The sequence below is a fragment of the Streptomyces diversicolor genome, from assembly GCF_057537855.1.
Window position 1 is genome coordinate 174,861 of the sequence record NZ_BAAJXA010000013.1, and the last position, 16,520, is coordinate 191,380.

Consider the following 16,520-nt stretch of genomic DNA (forward strand, 5'->3'; position numbering starts at 1 on the left):
GGGACCGGTCAGCGCCGACGGCGGTCGGCGGCGGCGAGCGCCACAGCGGCGAGGATGATGACGCCCGTGACCAGGTCTTTCATCTGCGGATTGACGTTGAGGATGTCGAAGCCGTTGCCGATCAGGGCGATCAGGTAGACACCGACGAGCGAGCGCCAGACCGCGCCGACACCTCCGTAGATGCTGGTGCCGCCGAGGATGATCGCCGCGATGGCCTGCAGTTCGAGGCCGCTGCCGGCCTGCGGCTGACCGGACGCGAGGCGGGAGACGCCGATCGCGGCGGCGGTGCCGGCGGCCAGGCCGCTGAGCGCGAACACGATGACCTTGACCCGGTCCACGCGCACGCCGGAGAGATGGGCCGCGTCCGAGTTGCCGCCGACGGCGAACACGTGCCGGCCGAAGACGGTGCCGTTGAGCAGCAGCCACGCGAGGGCGAAGACGGCCAGCAGGATGAGCACCGAGTAGAAGATCCCGGCGACCTGGCCGCGCCCGAGATCGGAGAAGCCGCTCGTGGTCACGGTGATCAGCGAGCCGCCGGTGACCAGCACGGCGATGGCCTTGTAGACGAGGCTGGAGGCGAGTGTGGCGAGGAACGAGTGCACCTTGAGCCGGGTCACGGCGAGCCCGTTGAGCGCGCCCATCACGAGGCCGAGCACCGGCGCGGAGAGCAGGGCCAGCGTCGTGCTGCCCGCCGATGTGGCGATCGACGCGGCGACCACGCTGGCCACCGCGTACATCGCCGCCGTGGACAGGTCGAACGCCCCCGAGACGATGACGAACGTGCCGGCCACGGCGATGATCGCGAGCGGCGCGTTCTGGTTGAGGATGTTCATGACGTTGGTGAAGGACAGGAACGACGACGAGATGATCGACAGCGTCACGAAGATCGCGACCAGCAGGATCAGCGCGGCGTAGTCCCGGGCGAAGGCGATGACGCGCGGGCCGATCGGGGTGCCGCCGCGCAGGGCGGCACCCGCGCCGGCCTCGGGCGCGGTTTCGGTGGCGGTCATTGGACGGACTCCTTTGCCTTTCCTGCTTCGCCGGTACCGGCCGTGTCGGCGACGTCGAACAGCCGCCGGAGGACGTCTTCGACGGCCAGGCCGCGTGGGTCCACCTCGTCGAGCACCTCGCCGCGGCTGACCAGATGGGCTCGGTGGGCGAGACCGAGCACTTCCTCGTGTTCCGAGGAGATCAGCAGCACTCCGATGCCGCGGGCCGCCAGATCGGCGATGAGTTCGTAGATGGCGAGCTTCGCGCCGACGTCGACGCCGCGGGTCGGCTCGTCGAGGATCACCAGCTTCGGGTCGCCGACCAGCCACTTGGCGATCAGCGCCTTCTGCTGGTTGCCGCCGGAGAAGCTCTGTACCGGCAGCTCCGGCCTGGCCGGGCGCAGCTCCAGGCGGCGGACCAGCTCGTCGACCTGTCGGCCGACCGCCCGCCGGTCGATCACGCCGAGCCGGGAGAAGCGGCCCAGCGAGGCGAGCGTCATGTTCTCGGTGACGCTGCGCTGCAGGACGAGGCCCTGCCCGTGCCGGTCCTCGGGGACCAGCACCAGGCCGGCGTCGCGGCTGTGCCGCGGGGTCGTCCGGCCGAGTGTGCGGCCGGCCAGCGTGACGCGTCCCGAGGTGACCCGGTCCGCGCCGATCAGGGCGCGGGCGATCTCGGTGCGCCCGGAGCCGACCAGCCCCAGCAGCCCGACGATCTCGCCCGGCCGTACCTCGAACGAGGCCCGCTTCACACCCCCTTCGCTGGCCAGTGCCTCCACCGTGAGCAGCGGTTCGACGTCCCGGTGGGGCGCGGGCGGCAGCGGCGGGAAGGAGACGGCGAGTTCGCGGCCGAGCATCGCCTCCACGAGGGACGCCTTGGTCTGGTCCGCCGCGGGCGCGGTGCGGATCCTGCGGCCGTCACGCATCACCGTGACGGTGTCGCTGACTTCGAGCACCGCGTCGAGGAAATGCGACACATAGACGACCGCCCGTCCCTGCCTCGTGAGCAGGCGGATCACCTCGTGCAGCCGCTGGGTCTCGTGCGCGGTCAGCGACGAGGTCGGCTCGTCCATGACGATCACCTTGGCCTGCCGGGCCAGGGCGCGCAGGATCTCCACCTTCTGCTGGTCGGCGATGCGCAGGTCGCCCACCCGTGCGTCCGGGTCGAGGCCGAACCCCGCGACCTCGTCGAGGGCGGCGAACCGGCGGCCCCGGTCGCGGCGCAGGACGCCGAACCTGCTCTGCTCGATGCCGAGGAACACGTTCTGTGCCACCGTCAGGTCCGGTACGAGCGACAGCTCCTGCGCGATCATCACGATCCCGCGGCGCTGTGCCCGTACCGTGTCCCAGCGCCCGACCGGCTGCCCGTCGACGCGGATGCGCCCCGTATCGGGCGTGTAGACGCCGGCCGCGATCTTGCCGAGGGTGGACTTCCCTGCCCCGTTCTCCCCGACCAGGGCGTGCACGCTGCCCGCGTGCACCGCCAGGTCGACGTCGTCCAGGGCCACTGTTCCGCCGAATCGCTTCGTGATGCCGGTGAGCTCGATGACCGGCTGGGCGGTGGCCATCGCCGCTCAGCCGTTCCACTCGCCGGTGAAGTCCGGGGTCTTGGACAGCGTCTCCTTGGTCGCGTACGGCTCGGTCGCGCCGACGTCGTCCGCGTTGACGACGGCCTTCGCCGTGCCCCCGTTCATGGCCTTGATCAGCTGCTCCATCGCGGCCTTGCCCATGCTCACCGGGAAGTTGACGTAGGCCGCCTTCCAGGTGCCGGCGCGGACGGCGGCCACGGCGTCCTTGGTGCCGCCGGCGCCGGTCAGGTAGATGCTGCTCGGCTTGATGCCCGCGTTCTGCAGGGCGATCTGGGCGCCGGCGGCCTCCTGGTCGGCGTTGGACAGGATGACGTTGACGTCCTTGTGGGCCTGGAGCACGTTGCTGATGGCCTTGAGCGAGGTGTCCCGGTCGTACTGGCCCTCGACCGTGCTGACCACCTTGATGTTGGAGTGCGGGTCGAGGACCTTCTTGTAGGCGTCGCGGCGGGCCACGTCGAGCGGGGTCGACAGATTGCCGACCAGCAGCACGACCTTGCAGGGGTTGATGCGGGCGCAGTAGCCGACCACGCCCTCGGCCTGCTTCTCCGCGGCCGTGGTGGGCGGCACGCCGACGGTGGTGACCACGCCGTCGACCTGGGGTTCCATCGTGTTGATGTCCGGTCCGACGGGGTTGAGCACCGTCGCGACGGGGATCTTCCGGGACAGCGGGAACGCGGCCGCGAGGCCGACGCCGTCGTTGGGTACGACGACGACGCCGTCGTAGTTGCCGGTGCTGGAGACGTTCTGGAGCTGCGAGAGCTGGGTGTTCGAGTCGAACTGGCCGTCGAGGAGTTTCAGGCTGATCTTCTTGCCCGATGCGGCGGCGGCCTGCTGGACGCCCTTGTAGACGGCTTGGTTGTACCCGTTCTGGCTGGAGGCCGCGAGCACGGCGACCTTGAGGGTGCCGCCGTCGGAGCCGACCGAGTCGGCGGCTCCGCAGGCGGTGAGCAGGAGGGCGGTGGCGGTCAGGGCCACAGTGCCGGAGATGCGCAAACTGTTCATAGGAGAGCCTCCGGTTGATTGCTATGGCGTAGTAATATGTCACACCGCACTCATCGGGAAAGAGGCCGACAGTAACAACTCTGTTTCGGCCAACCGGCTCAGGTGGAGTGGTTTCCCCAGTTCAGCGATGCGCCTGCGACGGCACGGTGCTGGGGAACACGCCAGGGGTTGTCGTCGCGCAGGGCCGCGGGCAGCAGCTCGGGCGGACAGTTCTGGAAGGTCACCGGGCGTAGGAAGCGCTGGATCGCGGCCGTACCGACCGAGGTCGTCGCGGGGGCCGTGGTGGCCGGATAAGGACCCCCGTGCTGCATCGCGGGCGTCACCGCGACACCCGTCGGCCAGCCGTCGAACAGCAGCCGGCCCACGCGTTCCCTCAGCACCGCGACGAGCCTGCGCAGCCAGTCGTGGTGCTCCCCGGCGCCGCGGTGCACGGTGGCCGTCAGCGCGCCGGGGAACAGTTCGGCGAGGGCGTCCAGCAGTGCCTCGGGCCGGTCCGGGTCGTAGCGCACCACGATGGACAGTGGTCCGAACGCCTCGTCCAGCAGCGCGCCGCGCTGTGCGAGCAGATCGTCCAGGTCCACCTCCACCAGGGTCGGCGCGGCCCGGCTCCAGCCGTCCGGGCCGGCCTCGACGGACCCCTCGGCCAGCACGGACACACCCGGGGCGGCGAGCACGGCGGCCCTGCGCGCGGTGTAGGCGGCGGCTATGCCCTCATGCAGCAGCGGATGGCCCGGCACCGCCTTGGCCGCCGCGCCGAGTTCCCGGGCGAGGCCATGGTCCTGCGGCAGGAACAGGAAGCCGGGCTTGGTGCACAGCTGCCCGGCCGAGCCGGACACGGCGGCCACGAAGCCGGACGCGATCGCGTCGGCCCGTTCGGCCAGCGCGCCCGGCGTCACCACCACCGGGTTCACGCTGCCCAGCTCGCCGTAGAACGGGATCGGGCGCTCGCGCGCGGCGGCGATCCCCGCGAGCAGGCGGCCCGCCTTGAACGAGCCGGTGAACGCCGCCGCGGCGATCCGGTCGTCGCGCAGCAGCTCTACCGCGGCGTCCTGGTCGTAGACCACCTCGAAGGTGTCCGCGGGCCGGCCGGCCTTGACCAGCGCGGACCGCACCTTCTCGGCGGTCAGCGCGGAAAGGCGCGGATGGCCGGGGTGCGCCTTGAGGATCACCGGGCAGCCGGCGGCCAGCGCGGACGCCGTGTCACCGCCGGCGACCGAGAACGCGAACGGGAAGTTGCTCGCGGCGAACACCAGCACCGGGCCCACCGGCAGGTTGAACCGCCGCAGATCGGGACGGGGGCCGAGGACGAAGTCCGGGTCGGCCTCGTCGATCCGCACGTCGAGGAAGTCGCCCTCGGCGCAGACGTCGGCGAACATCCGCAGCTGTACGACCGTGCGTTTCAGCTCTGCGGACAGCCGTGCCTCGGCCAGCCCGGTCTCGGCCATGGCCTGCGGTATCAACTCCCCTGCCGCGGCGGTCAGCTCGTCCCCGATCGCGTTGAGCACGGCCGCCCGCTCGGCGGGCGGGGTCTCGGTCAGGTCCATGTGTCGTCCTCAGAACTCGAAGCCGGCCGGATACGGGTCCAAGGGATCCAGCAGGTACTGCCCGAGCCCGGTGACCCAGGCGCGGCCGGTGATGGTCGGCACGACGGCGGCGTGCGGGCCCACCGTCGTCTGAGCGACCAGCCGCCCGGTGAACCGGCTGCCGATGAACGACTCGTTGACGAAGTCGGCACCGATCTCCAGTTCCCCGCGGGCCCACAGCTCGGCCATGCGCGCCGAGGTTCCCGTGCCGCACGGTGACCGGTCGAACCAGCCGGGGAAGATCGCCATCGCGTGCCGGGAGTGACTTGCCGTCGAGCCGGGTGCGATGAACTCCACGTGGTGGCAGTGGTCCAGGCCGGCGATCTCCGGGTGCTTCGGCGGCGCCTGGGTGTTGATCGCCTCCATGATGGCCAGCCCCGCGGTGATGATCTCGTTCTTGTGGGCCCGGTCGAAGGGCAGCCCGACCGCGTCCAGGTCGACCATCGCGTAGAAGTTGCCGCCGAAGGCCAGGCTGTACGGCACCCGCCCGAGCCCCGGCACCTCGATCTCCGCGTCCAGCCGGTCGCTGTACGCCGGCACGTTCTGAAGCGTCACCGCGTCGGCGTGACCGTCGCTGACCTGGACCGTCGCCACCACCAGCCCGGCCGGGGTGTCCAGCCGTACGGTGGTGACCGGCTCGCTGACCGGGACCATGCCGGTCTCGACCAGCACCGTGGCCACCCCGATCGTTCCGTGACCGCACATCGGCAGACAGCCGGACACCTCGATGAACAGCACACCGAAATCGGCGTCCGGCCGGGTCGGCGGCTGAAGGATCGCCCCGCTCATCGCGGCGTGCCCGCGTGGCTCGTTCATCAACAGCCGGCGCACATCGTCCAGATGCTCCATGAAGTACAGCCGGCGCTCGTTCATCGTCGCGCCGGGGATCACGCCCATCCCGCCGGTGACCACCCGGGTGGGCATTCCCTCGGTGTGCGAATCGACCGCCGAGAACAGCCGCTTGGCCCGCATGTCAGACCGCTTCCGCGGACAGCGCGGCGACCCCGGAGATGGCGCGTTCCATGTCGGCGCGCACCTGCTTCTCGTGAGCCGGGGTGAGCGGCCCCCGCGGCGGACGGCACGGACCGCCGTAGCGGCCGACCATGTCCATGCCCAGCTTGATGGCCTGCACGAACTCGGTCCGCGAGTCCCAGCGGAACACCGCGACCAGCTGCTTGTACAGCTCACGGGCCTGCTCGTACCGGCCGGCCGCCATGTGCTCGTAGATCGCGACGGACTCGGCGGGAAACGTGTTGGGGAAACCGGCGAACCAGCCGACCGCGCCGTCCACCATCAGCTCGAACAGCACGTCGTCGGCGCCCGCGATGACGTCGATGTCGCACAGCTCGCGGATCTCGAAGGCCCGCCGGACGTCCCCGCTGAACTCCTTGATCGCCACCACCTCTTCGATCTCCGCGAGCTGTGCGACCAGCCGCGGCGCAAGGTCGACCTTGGTGTCGAACGGGTTGTTGTAGATCATCATGGGCAGGCCGGCCTCGGCGATGTGCTGGTAATGGTCGACCACCTGCTCGTCGCTGGCCCGGTAGAGCGTGGGCGGCAGGGCGAGCACACCGTCGGCGCCGTCCGCCTTGGCCAGCTCGGCCCAGTGCTTGGCCTGGTGCCAGCCCGCGCCGTGCACGCCGGCCACCACCAGGCCGCGCCCGCCCACCGCCTCGACGGCCACCTGCACCACACGGCGCCGCTCCTCGTCGGTCAGCGACGAGTACTCGCCGAGCGAGCCGTTCGGCCCGACGCCACGGCAGCCGTTGGCGATCAGCCAGTCGCAGTGCTCGGCGTAGCGGTCGTAGTCGACGGCGAGCCCTGCGGGGGCGGAGCTGTCCGGCTTGTAGGGCAGCGCCGTCGCGACGATGACACCGCCGAGATCGAATCGCTTGCTGGTCATGGTCTGCCTCTCATTCGGTGGGGGACGTGTTCAGGGGGTCGTGTCGTTCAGGGGGCGTGGCGATCTCGCCGAGCCGGACCGGGACGACGATCGGGCGTTTGGCCATGCGTCCCGGATCCAGCGGAGCGCCCGGGAGAAGGTCCTCGACGTTCCGGCCGCAGGTGCGGCCCTGGCAGCTGCCGAGACCGGCGCGCGAGCTGAGCTTGAGGGAACGCAGGCCGCATGTCCCGGTCGCGCTGAGCGCGGCGCGCAGCTCCCCGGCGGTCACTTCCTCGCAGCGGCACACGATCGTGCCGTCGTCGACCCAGGTCTTCCAGCCGGGCCGGATGCCGTGCGCGCGGTGCATACGGTCGGCGAAGGCACGGTGCCGGGCCACCTCGGCGCTGCCTGCGGCCCGGCCCGCCGCGGCCCGGCCGGCCGCATCGCCCTCGGCGAGGGCCAGATCGGCGCCGCCGATACCGGTGATCTCGCCGGCCGCGTAGACGCCGGGCACCGAGGTGCGCTGCTCGTCGTCGACGCGCACGCTTCCGCCCTCGGCGAGCGCACAGCCGGCGGAGATGGCGATCTCCGTACGCGGCACGAAACCGTGGCCGACGCACACCGCGTCGACCTCGACGCGGTGCTCGGTGCCCGCGAGCGGCCGCCAGTCGTCGGCGACGCGGGCCACGGTGACCGCCCTCACCCGGTCCTCGCCGTGCGCGGCCAGCACTGCCGCGCCGGTACGGAAGGGCACCCGCTGTGCGGCCAACTGACGGACGTACCCGCCGAGTTCGGCCGACTTGGGCATCAGGTCCCGCGGTCTCATCCGGTGCGGGTGCGACAGCCAGCCCCGGGCGATCCGCCCCCAGCCGCTCGCCTCCACGACACCGACCACGGTCGCGCCCACGTGCATCAGGCCGGCGGCGACCGGAAGCAGGAACGGGCCGGTGCCCGCGACCAGCACGCGCTTGCCGACGGCGACGCCCTCGCCCTTGGCCATCGCCTGTGCCGCGCCGGCCGTGTAGACACCCGGCAGGTCCCAGCCCGGGAACGGCAGCGTGCGCTCGTGCGCGCCGGTGGCGAGCACGAGGGCGCGTGGCTCGAAGACCAGGCGCCGGCGATCACCGCCGTCGGCCGGGCCGACCAGCGCGTGCACGACAGGCGGCAGGCCGTCACGGCGGTCCACCGCCCAGACCTGTGCGCCGGTCAGGATCTCGCAGTCCGCATCGTCCGTCAGCGCCTGCCGCAGCGCGGTGAACCGGGCCCACTTGTGCTGGAGCGGGTTGCTGCCAGCGTCCAGGCTCCCGGCCGGCGGATGGCGCCAGAACTGCCCGCCCAGGACGGCGGACGCGTCGAGCAGCACGACCCGGGCGTGGGCGCGCCGGGCGGCGCGGGCCGCGGCAAGACCGGCCGGCCCGGCCCCGATCACCAGCACGTCAACGCGTCTCATCGGCCACCCCTGTCTCGACGACATCGCCGTCGGCCATCCCGGTCTCGATGACGTCGCCGTCGGCCACCAGGCGCTGGCAGGCACGCACATCGCTGAGCCCGTTCACCGTCACCAGGCAGTCGAAGCAGACGCCGATGCCGCAGAACAGGCCGCGCGGCCGGCCGTTCTTGGCGGTCGTGCGCCAGGAGACCCGGCCACGCGACATGAGCAGCCCGGCGACGGTCTGCCCTTGCGTGGCGCGCAGCCGTTCGCCGTCCACGGTCACGCGGGTGTTCATCCGGTCGTCTCCTCCTTCAGAGTGGGACGGGTCACGGCGTAGGGGGCGGCCGGGATCTCGGGTTCCGTCCCGGTCATCAGCGCCGCGAGCAGGTCCGCCGTACCCGGCGCGAGCCCGATGCCCGCTCCCTCGTGCCCGGTCGCGTGCCACAGGCCGGGCAGGCGGGGATCGGGTCCGATGACCGGGAGGTGATCGGGCACATACGGCCGGAACCCGCCGTAGGCCCGCATGACCGGAACGCCGGCCAGGAAAGGGAAGAGAAGCATGGCCTTGCCGGCCAGTTCGCCGACCACCGCGGCCTCGATCCGCTCGTCGAAGCCGCGTCGTTCCCGCGACGAGCCGATGAGCACGGTCCCGGCCGCCGTCGACTCGACGACGCTGGACGTCTGCAGGGCGGCCGACCCCGACTCGACGGCACCGACATAGTCGGCGTCGTACACCTTGTGCCGGATGCGGCGCGGCATCCTCGCGGTGACCAGCACGGTCCCCCGTCTGGGCAGCACCGGAAGCCGGACGCCGAGGCTCCCGGCGACCTCGCCCGACCAGGGTCCGGCGGCCACGACCGTGTGCTCGGCGGGGAAGGTCCCGGCGGTGGTCTCCACGCCGACGATCCGTCCTTTGGAGACGATCCCGCCGACGACGGTGACACCCTGGCGCACCTGTGCGCCGTGCCGGCGAGCCGACGCGAGCAGGGCCTCGGTCGCGACGGCCGGCTGCACCTGGGCGTCGTCGGGATACAGGACGGCCGCGGCGACGTGCGGTGTGAGGTCGGGCTCCAGTTCGGCGGCCTCCGCGGCGCTCACCGGGCGGGCGTCGACACCCGCGACGCGTTGCGCGGACGCGAAGGCGACCAGCGCGTCCGCGCCCGTCGCGGTCGTCGCCACCACCAGGCCGCCCTTGGCCTCGAACTCAAGATCGGGGAACTTGGGGCCCAGCTCCGCGGAGAGCTCGGCGGCGAGTCCGCCCCAGCGGCGGCCGGAGAGCACCGCGAGGTCGAGTTCGGCACCGGGGCCCTTGTCGGAGACGAGGATGTTGCCCTCACCGCTGGACGACGTCCCTCCGGCGGTGGCGCCACGATCCAGCACGGTGACCCGGAACCCGCCCAGGGCCAGCCGCCGGGCTACGGCGGCGCCGACGATACCGGCCCCCACGATGACGACGTCTGCGCTCTGCATGGGCAGTACCATGTCACATGCCACGTTCTATTGGTAGATACGTCAGTGGAAAAATACGTGCTCGTCACCGCGGGTCTCGCCCGGGACGCCGCACAGAGGGTCGCGGCACGTTTGAGGATCCCCCTGTTTCCTCGTCTCCGTCACTGTGTCCCGTGCTACACCCACGTCAGGCGCCGTGCGGCAGCCAGAGGAGCACGGCCGGCGGCGGCCCGCGCGCACGGCCCGCCGCCGGCCGGCGGCACCGGTCACACCCGGACCCGCGGCCGGTGTGATCAGGAGGCCGGTCCGCTCGGGCGGACCACCACCGCGACGGTCTTGATCGCCCCGCTGCGTTCGAAGCGCAGCGTGAACGGCACGAGGTCGCCCGCCCGCCACCCGGTCCTGGACCGCATGGTCACGGCCGGACCCCCGGGCGACATGGAGAGCCTGCCGCCCGCGCGGACGGTGACCCGCCCGCCGGGTGCGGTCCGCTCCGCGGCGGCGCGACACCCTGTGCCTTCGCGGGCACGGCTCGGCCGCCGGCTTGCGTGGGGCCTTCACGATGAACCGCCCTTATAGTGGACGAACATGGGCAAAATGCCGCATTGGCGCATCCTTGCCTTCGCTGGGTCCGTCCCAGGAGCGGCGTGAGTCCCGTGCCCTCCCCCGTCCTGAGGAGGACGCGATGACGGACATGGCGAGCAAGCGGGACGTGGACGAGCGTCCTGCGATCTGCGAGCGGGTCGTGACACTCACCGTGAACGGCCGCCCGCACACCCTGCGCCTGGACACCCGGGTCACCCTGCTGGACGCGCTGCGTGACCGGCTGGGCCTCGTGGGCACGAAGAAGGGCTGTGACCAGGGCGCCTGCGGCGCGTGCACGGTCCATCTGGACGGCAGGCGGGTACTGGCCTGCCTGACCCTGGCCGCCCAGGCCGAGGGCCGCGCCGTCACCACCATCGAGGGTGTCTCAGGCGCCGAGGGGACACATCCGGTGCAGCGGGCGTTCATGGAGCACGACGGGTTCCAGTGCGGCTTCTGCACGCCGGGCCAGATCATGTCCGCGGTGGCACTGATCGCCGAGGGCCGGGCCGGCTCCGACGCGGAGATCCGGGAGTTCATGAGCGGCAATCTGTGCCGGTGCGGCGCCTACCCCAACATCGTCGCGGCGATACGCGAGGCGGCGTCCCGAGGAGGCCAGGATGCGGACCTTTGACTACGTCCGGGCCACCGACACCCGTGAGGCGGTGCGGTTGCTGGCTCAGGACCCGGCGGCGTCCTGCCTGGCGGGCGGCACCACCCAGCTCGACCTGATGAAGGACGGGGTCCTTAAGCCGCCGCGGCTGATCGACATCACCCGCCTCCCGCTGCACGACGTCGAACGCCGCGGAGATGCCCTCCATGTGGGGGCCCTGACCACCATGGAGGAGCTGGCCGCCGACGCCACGGTCGCCGCGCGGCTGCCCGTGGTGCGCGAGTCCCTGCTGCGGGGCGCTTCGGTGCAGCTGCGGAACATGGCCACCATCGGGGGCAATCTGCTGCAGCGCACACGCTGCCGCTACTTCCGCGACCCCACCGTCGCCGAATGCAACAAACGCACGCCGGGTACCGGCTGCGCCGCGGTGCGGGGCGCGGCACGCATGCACGCGGTGCTCGGCGCGAGCGAGCGGTGCATCGCGCTGCACGCGTCCGACCTCGCCGTCGCCCTGGTGGCCCTCGACGCCGTCGTGCACATCCAGGGGCCCTCGCGGACCCGCACCGTGCCGCTGACGGAGTTCTATCTGACCGCCGACGACAGCCCTGAGCGCGAGAACGTCCTGGAGCACGCCGAACTGATCACCGAGGTGGAGATCCCGCTGCCGCCGCCGTCCGCCCGGTCGGGCTACCTCAAGGTCCGCGACCGCGCGTCGTACGAGTTCGCCCTCGCCTCGGCCGCGGTGCTGCTCGTCGTGGAGGACGGCGTGATCGCCGCGGCCCGGGTCGGCCTCGGCGGTGTGGGCACGAAACCGTGGCGGGCCCACGAGGCCGAACACGTGCTGACCGGCGCGTCCGCCACGACGGCCACGTTCCGGGAGGCCGCCGGGGCGACTCTGCGCGACGCCTGGACCGTCCCGGGCACGGCGTTCAAGGTGCCGCTCGCCCGGCGCACCCTGGTGCGCGCGTTGCAGACAGTTTCGGGAGTGACCGCATGAGCACCGTCGAGAGCAGGAGGAGGCCGCTGGTCGGCGCGGGCGTCGACCGGGTCGACGGCCCGCGCAAGGTCACCGGCACCGCCCCGTACCCGATGGACTTCAGCGTGCCCGGCCAGGCATACGGCGCCCTGGTGCAGAGCACCATCGCCGCGGGCCGGATCGTCCGCATGCACACCGAGGCCGCCGAGCGTGCCCCCGGAGTGATCGGCGTCCTCACCCACGAGAACGCGCCACGGGTGGGGACGGGACCGGTGACGGTGCTCGGGGCGTCGCCGCCCGCCCCGCTGCGGGACGACCGGATCCGCCACCACGGGCAGCACATCGCCTTCGTGGTGGCCGACACCCCGGAGCAGGCCGGCGCGGCGGCACGCCTGGTACGGGCCGACTACGAGGCCACCGAGCCGCTGCTGGACCTCCGGGACCCGCGGGCCGAACAGCTCACCGACCCCTGGGGTACGGACACCTCGCGCGGCGACACCGGCGCGGCACTGGAGTCCGCCGACGTGACCCTGCGGGCCGAATACACCACGGCGGACAACACCAACAACCCGCTCGGGCTGTTCGCCACCCTGGCCGCGTGGGAGGGCGACACCCTCACCGTGCACGACACCAGCCAGTGGCCGTCGATGGTGCGCGCAAGCCTGGCGATGGCCTTCGGCATCCCCGAGAGTTCGGTGCGGGTCCTGGTGCCCTACGTGGGCGGGGGTTTCGGCGCCGGGCTGCGCGCCTGGCCGCATGTGATCCTGACCGCCATGGCGGCCCGGGTGCTCAAGCGGCCGGTCAAGCTGGTCCTGACCAGGCCGCAGATGTTCACCTCCGTCGGGCACCGGCCCAGCGGGGTGCAGTGGCTGCGGATCGGCGCCCGGCGCGACGGCGAGCTGGTCGCCCTCGACCACCGCAGCCTGTCCTCCCTGAGCATGGAGGACAACGACTACGAGCCCTTCGCCGCGGCGACCGCCTTCGCCTACCGGTGCCCGCATGTCACCACCCGGGACCGGCAGGCCCGGATCAACATCGCCGTCCCGACGTCGATGCGCGCACCGGCCGAGGCGCAGGGCAACTTCGCGCTGGAGTCGGCGCTCGACGAACTGGCCTGTCTGCTGGGCACGGACCCGCTGGAGCTGCGGGTGCGCAACCATACCGACGTCGATCCGCGCAACGGGCTGCCGTGGTCGGGCAAGGCGCTCCTGGAGTGCTACGAGGTCGGCGCGCGGCGCTTCGGCTGGTTCGAGCGGAACCCCGAGCCGCGTTCCATGCGCGACGGCGACTGGCTCGTCGGCTACGGCATGGCCGGCGCGCTCTTCCCTCATTTCGCGCAGCCCTGTGCCGCGCAGGCCACCGTCCGCGGCGACGGCAGCGCCCTGGTACGCAGCGCGGCGACCGACATCGGCACCGGTACCTACACGGTGATGGCCCAGTTGGCCGCCGAGGAACTGGGCCTGCCCCTGGACACGGTCCGCTTCGACCTGGGCGACTCCGACATGCCCGACTCGCCGATGGCGGGCGGTTCCGGCCTGACCGGCGCACTGGGCAACGCCGTGCACGACGCGTGCCGACGGCTGGTGCGCTCCTTCGCCGAACTCGCCTCGGCCGACGCCGCCTCGCCCCTGCGGGGTGTCCGCCCGGCCGATGTGGAGTGCGGCGGTGGGGGCATCCACCCCGCGGGGCGTGCGGACCTCGGGGAGTCGTTCGTGGACATCCTGGCCCGGCACGGGCTGTCCGAGCTGACGGCGAACGGACACAGCACCCCGCCGGTCGACGGCGAGCTGGGCATGTCCCCCGCCGGCGCGTACGGCGCGAAGTTCGTGGAGGTCCGGGTCGACGCGGACCTCGGTCTCATCCGGGTCGCGCGGGTGGTCTCCGTGATCGACGGCGGCCGCATCCTCAACGAGAAGACGGCGCGCAGCCAGATCATCGGCGGGACGGTCGGCGGCATCGGCATGGCCCTGTTCGAGAACACGGTCACCGACCCGCGCACCGGGCGCATCGCCAACGGCACGTTCGGCGACTACCTGGTCGCGGTCAACGCCGATGTCCCGGACCTTGACGTCGTCTTCGTCGGCGAGCCCGATCGCGCCACCCCGACCGGCACCAAGGGCGTCGGCGAGGTGGGCCTTGTGGGTATCGCGCCCGCGATCGCCAACGCCGTGCACCACGCGACCGGAAAGCGCGTGCGCGAACTCCCGATCACGCTGGACGCCCTCCTGTGACCCCACCCGTCGCGACCCGCTCGCGTCACCGGTGTGAGCGGCGCGGACACCGAGGGCCGTAGTCGATTCCGCGCCGGCACACGGCGCGTCCACCCGCAGCGTCGCATTCAGGACAGCCCGGGACCGGGGAACGCTTCGGCGATCCAGCCGGGGCTCAGCCGGATGTGTCTGATGGTGCGGCGGTGGTGGGTGTAGGCGAGGTGCAGGGCGCCGTCGGGCGTCTGGGCCAGGCTCGGGTAGGACAGTTCACGGTTGAGGCCGTCACGGGAGTTGTTGGTGAGGCAGTGGCCGTCGCCGGTCTCCAGGTCATGGCGCAGCGGCCAGGTGCGGCCGCCGTCGGGTGAGACGGCGAGGCTGAGCGGGGCACGGGGGGCGCCCCAGAAGACGTCGCCCGAGGATGCCGCGGCCGGCCCTGCGCCCCCGTCCCCGCTCGGGCCCGCGTCGGCCGCATCGGCCACGTCGGCCACGTCGGCCGCATCGGCCGCATCGGCCGCATCGGCTATGTCGTCGTAGAGCGAGACCCGGCGCTCGGTGGCGTCCGCCGCGCTGCTGTGGTTGTACGCGAGGGCCGGCCGGCCGTCGGCCAGCACGGTGTACTGGATCGAGGAGTTGTTGTTCGGCAGGTCCGTCGGCTCGGGCACGCTCCAGGTCAGGCCGCCGTCGTACGACGTGCTGCGGTGCACGGCGTCGGCGCGCCGGCTGCGGAAGAGGGCGAGCAGTGAACCGTCCGGCAGCGGCCGGACGTTCATGTGGACGAGGCCGGTGGAACCCGGCACCGGCCGCTCCCGCCAGCTCCGTCCGCCGTCGTCGCTGAGCAGCACGGCGCTGGTGTCGCGCGCACCGGTCCAGGACGTTCCCGGTGGGGTGGTGCAGCGGAAGACGGGCAGCAGCAGCCGTCCGCGCTCCGGGAGTTCGACGACGGGCTGGCGGACGAAGACGCCGGGCCCGAAGAGGGTGCGCGCGGGTCCCCAGGTCGCGCCGCCGTCGTCGCTGACGCGCAGCCTGACCTCGGCGGTCTCCTGCCGGCCGCCGAGCTGGGCGGTGTGCAGCAGCCACAGCTCGCCGGACGGGGCGGGGAACAGCAGCGGGTTCTGCTCGGAGCGTCCGGCGTCGTCGGACAGCCGCACCGGCGTGGACCAGGTGTCCGCCCCCGGTGCCAGCCGGGAGAACCACACCGAGATGTCGGCGACGCCCTCCAGTGTGCCCGCGAACCAGACGCAGCCCAGTTCGCCGCCGGGCAGCACGGTGAGGTTGGCGGCGTGGTTCTGCACGGCGGGCGCGGCCAGGCGGGCTTCGGCCCGGCCGGGCTGCCCCGGGGCGGGGCGCAGCACGCCGTCGGCGGCACCGGGATCCGCCCGCTGTGCCCCGGTCGTCATCGGCTGTCCCGCGTCGCGCGTGCCGCGGCCAGATGGGCCGCCGCCGCCTGCTGCAGATGGACCAGGTCGCTGGAGACGGTCGCGAAGGTGAACCCCTCGGCGAGCCGCTTGGCGGCGCTCGCGCCGTCAGCGGTGTGGATGCCCGCCGCGATGCCCGCGGCTGCCGCCGCCTGCCGCACCGTCACCAGCGCGGCCTCGAACTCCGCGGTCACCGCCGGGTCCGTGGAGGTGGCGCCGCCGATGGCGATGCGCAGGTCGGAGGGGCCGATGTAGACGCCGTCGAGGCCGTCGGTGGCGCAGATGCCGGTGACGTCGGCGAGTCCTTCGGCGGTCTCGATCATCGCGAGGACCACGGTCTGCTCATGGGCGTCGGCCGGGTCGGGCCCGATGCGCAGCCCGGCGCGCATCGGACCGTACGAGCGGCGGCCGAGCGGCGGGTAGCGGACGGCGGCGACCGCGTCGGCCGCGTCCTGGGCGGTGTCGATGAGCGGGACGATCACTCCGGCCGCGCCGGCGTCGAGCGCCTTGCCGATCGGCGCGGGGTCGTTGGCCTCGACGCGCACCAGGCCGACCGCGGTGGATCCCTTGGTGTCGATCGCGGTGAGGGAGGCGAGGACACCGGAGTACTCGATGAGGCCGTGCTGGGCGTCGAGGGCGACGTAGTCGTAGCCGAGGCGGGCGATCCGTTCGGTGGAGATGGGGGAGTCGAGGACGGACCAGTAGCCGACGAGCTGTTCGCGGGCGCGCAGCGCGGCGGCGAAGGCGGCGGGCGTACCGGGAGCGGCGGTCATGAAAGGGGCTCCTTCCGGACGGGGTCAC

Annotated in this window: 15 protein-coding genes; 3 read left to right on the plus strand and 12 right to left on the minus strand. The window is 72.5% G+C overall.

The genetic code is table 11. The features are described from left to right. Positions 1 to 8 precede the first annotated feature (8 nt). The 10 genes from AC27LF_RS17800 to AC27LF_RS17845 all read right to left on the minus strand — a co-directional run bounded on the left by AC27LF_RS17800 (position 9) and on the right by AC27LF_RS17845 (position 10,342). Positions 9 to 1,010: an ABC transporter permease gene (locus tag AC27LF_RS17800; RefSeq protein WP_479659502.1), complete on the minus strand. Its 1,002-nt coding sequence runs from the start codon at positions 1,008 to 1,010 to the stop codon at positions 9 to 11. Beyond that, on the minus strand, positions 1,007 to 2,554 hold the full coding sequence (locus AC27LF_RS17805) for a sugar ABC transporter ATP-binding protein (protein ID WP_479659503.1): 1,548 nt from the start codon (positions 2,552 to 2,554) through the stop codon (positions 1,007 to 1,009). The genes AC27LF_RS17800 and AC27LF_RS17805 overlap by 4 nt, the downstream gene beginning before the upstream one ends. A 6-nt stretch (positions 2,555 to 2,560) precedes the next feature. Then, positions 2,561 to 3,577, minus strand: coding sequence for a sugar ABC transporter substrate-binding protein (locus AC27LF_RS17810; RefSeq protein ID WP_479659504.1), 1,017 nt, complete (start codon positions 3,575 to 3,577; stop codon positions 2,561 to 2,563). Between the two features lie 98 nt (positions 3,578 to 3,675). Beyond that, on the minus strand, positions 3,676 to 5,121 hold the full coding sequence (locus AC27LF_RS17815) for an aldehyde dehydrogenase (NADP(+)) (RefSeq protein ID WP_479659505.1): 1,446 nt from the start codon (positions 5,119 to 5,121) through the stop codon (positions 3,676 to 3,678). Positions 5,122 to 5,130: 9 nt separating this feature from the next. Then, positions 5,131 to 6,132: a proline racemase family protein gene (locus AC27LF_RS17820; protein ID WP_479659506.1), complete on the minus strand. Its 1,002-nt coding sequence runs from the start codon at positions 6,130 to 6,132 to the stop codon at positions 5,131 to 5,133. Position 6,133: 1 nt separating this feature from the next. Continuing rightward, positions 6,134 to 7,063 (minus strand): dihydrodipicolinate synthase family protein, encoded by a 930-nt coding sequence (locus AC27LF_RS17825; RefSeq protein ID WP_479659507.1) that lies wholly within the window; start codon positions 7,061 to 7,063, stop codon positions 6,134 to 6,136. A gap of 10 nt (positions 7,064 to 7,073) precedes the next feature. After that, positions 7,074 to 8,492, minus strand: coding sequence for an FAD-dependent oxidoreductase (locus AC27LF_RS17830; RefSeq protein ID WP_479659508.1), 1,419 nt, complete (start codon positions 8,490 to 8,492; stop codon positions 7,074 to 7,076). Beyond that, the gene (locus AC27LF_RS17835) at positions 8,479 to 8,769 is read right to left on the minus strand and encodes a (2Fe-2S)-binding protein (RefSeq protein ID WP_479659509.1); all 291 of its coding nucleotides are present in this window, start codon (positions 8,767 to 8,769) and stop codon (positions 8,479 to 8,481) included. The genes AC27LF_RS17830 and AC27LF_RS17835 overlap by 14 nt, the downstream gene beginning before the upstream one ends. Beyond that, positions 8,766 to 9,944, minus strand: a complete 1,179-nt coding sequence (locus tag AC27LF_RS17840; RefSeq protein WP_479659510.1) for an NAD(P)/FAD-dependent oxidoreductase — start codon at positions 9,942 to 9,944, stop codon at positions 8,766 to 8,768. Before AC27LF_RS17840 ends, AC27LF_RS17835 begins: the two co-directional genes overlap by 4 nt. A 272-nt stretch (positions 9,945 to 10,216) precedes the next feature. Beyond that, the gene (locus AC27LF_RS17845; protein WP_479664531.1) at positions 10,217 to 10,342 is read right to left on the minus strand and encodes a hypothetical protein; all 126 of its coding nucleotides are present in this window, start codon (positions 10,340 to 10,342) and stop codon (positions 10,217 to 10,219) included. A gap of 266 nt (positions 10,343 to 10,608) precedes the next feature. Between AC27LF_RS17845 and AC27LF_RS17850 the strand changes: the two genes are divergently transcribed. The 3 genes from AC27LF_RS17850 to AC27LF_RS17860 are packed head-to-tail and all read left to right on the plus strand — an operon-like array spanning position 10,609 to position 14,325. Beyond that, complete coding sequence (locus AC27LF_RS17850; protein ID WP_479659511.1) at positions 10,609 to 11,139, plus strand: (2Fe-2S)-binding protein; 531 nt, start codon at positions 10,609 to 10,611, stop codon at positions 11,137 to 11,139. Beyond that, on the plus strand, positions 11,126 to 12,115 hold the full coding sequence (locus AC27LF_RS17855) for an FAD binding domain-containing protein (RefSeq protein WP_479659512.1): 990 nt from the start codon (positions 11,126 to 11,128) through the stop codon (positions 12,113 to 12,115). Before AC27LF_RS17850 ends, AC27LF_RS17855 begins: the two co-directional genes overlap by 14 nt. After that, a complete protein-coding gene (locus tag AC27LF_RS17860; protein WP_479659513.1) occupies positions 12,112 to 14,325 on the plus strand; it encodes a xanthine dehydrogenase family protein molybdopterin-binding subunit in 2,214 nt (737 codons plus the stop codon). The genes AC27LF_RS17855 and AC27LF_RS17860 overlap by 4 nt, the downstream gene beginning before the upstream one ends. 107 nt (positions 14,326 to 14,432) lie before the next feature. Here the strand turns inward: AC27LF_RS17860 and AC27LF_RS17865 are convergent, their stop codons facing one another. Then, the gene (locus tag AC27LF_RS17865; RefSeq protein ID WP_479659514.1) at positions 14,433 to 15,701 is read right to left on the minus strand and encodes a sialidase family protein; all 1,269 of its coding nucleotides are present in this window, start codon (positions 15,699 to 15,701) and stop codon (positions 14,433 to 14,435) included. Then, positions 15,698 to 16,492, minus strand: coding sequence for an HpcH/HpaI aldolase family protein (locus AC27LF_RS17870; RefSeq protein ID WP_479659515.1), 795 nt, complete (start codon positions 16,490 to 16,492; stop codon positions 15,698 to 15,700). Before AC27LF_RS17870 ends, AC27LF_RS17865 begins: the two co-directional genes overlap by 4 nt. Positions 16,493 to 16,520 lie beyond the last annotated feature (28 nt).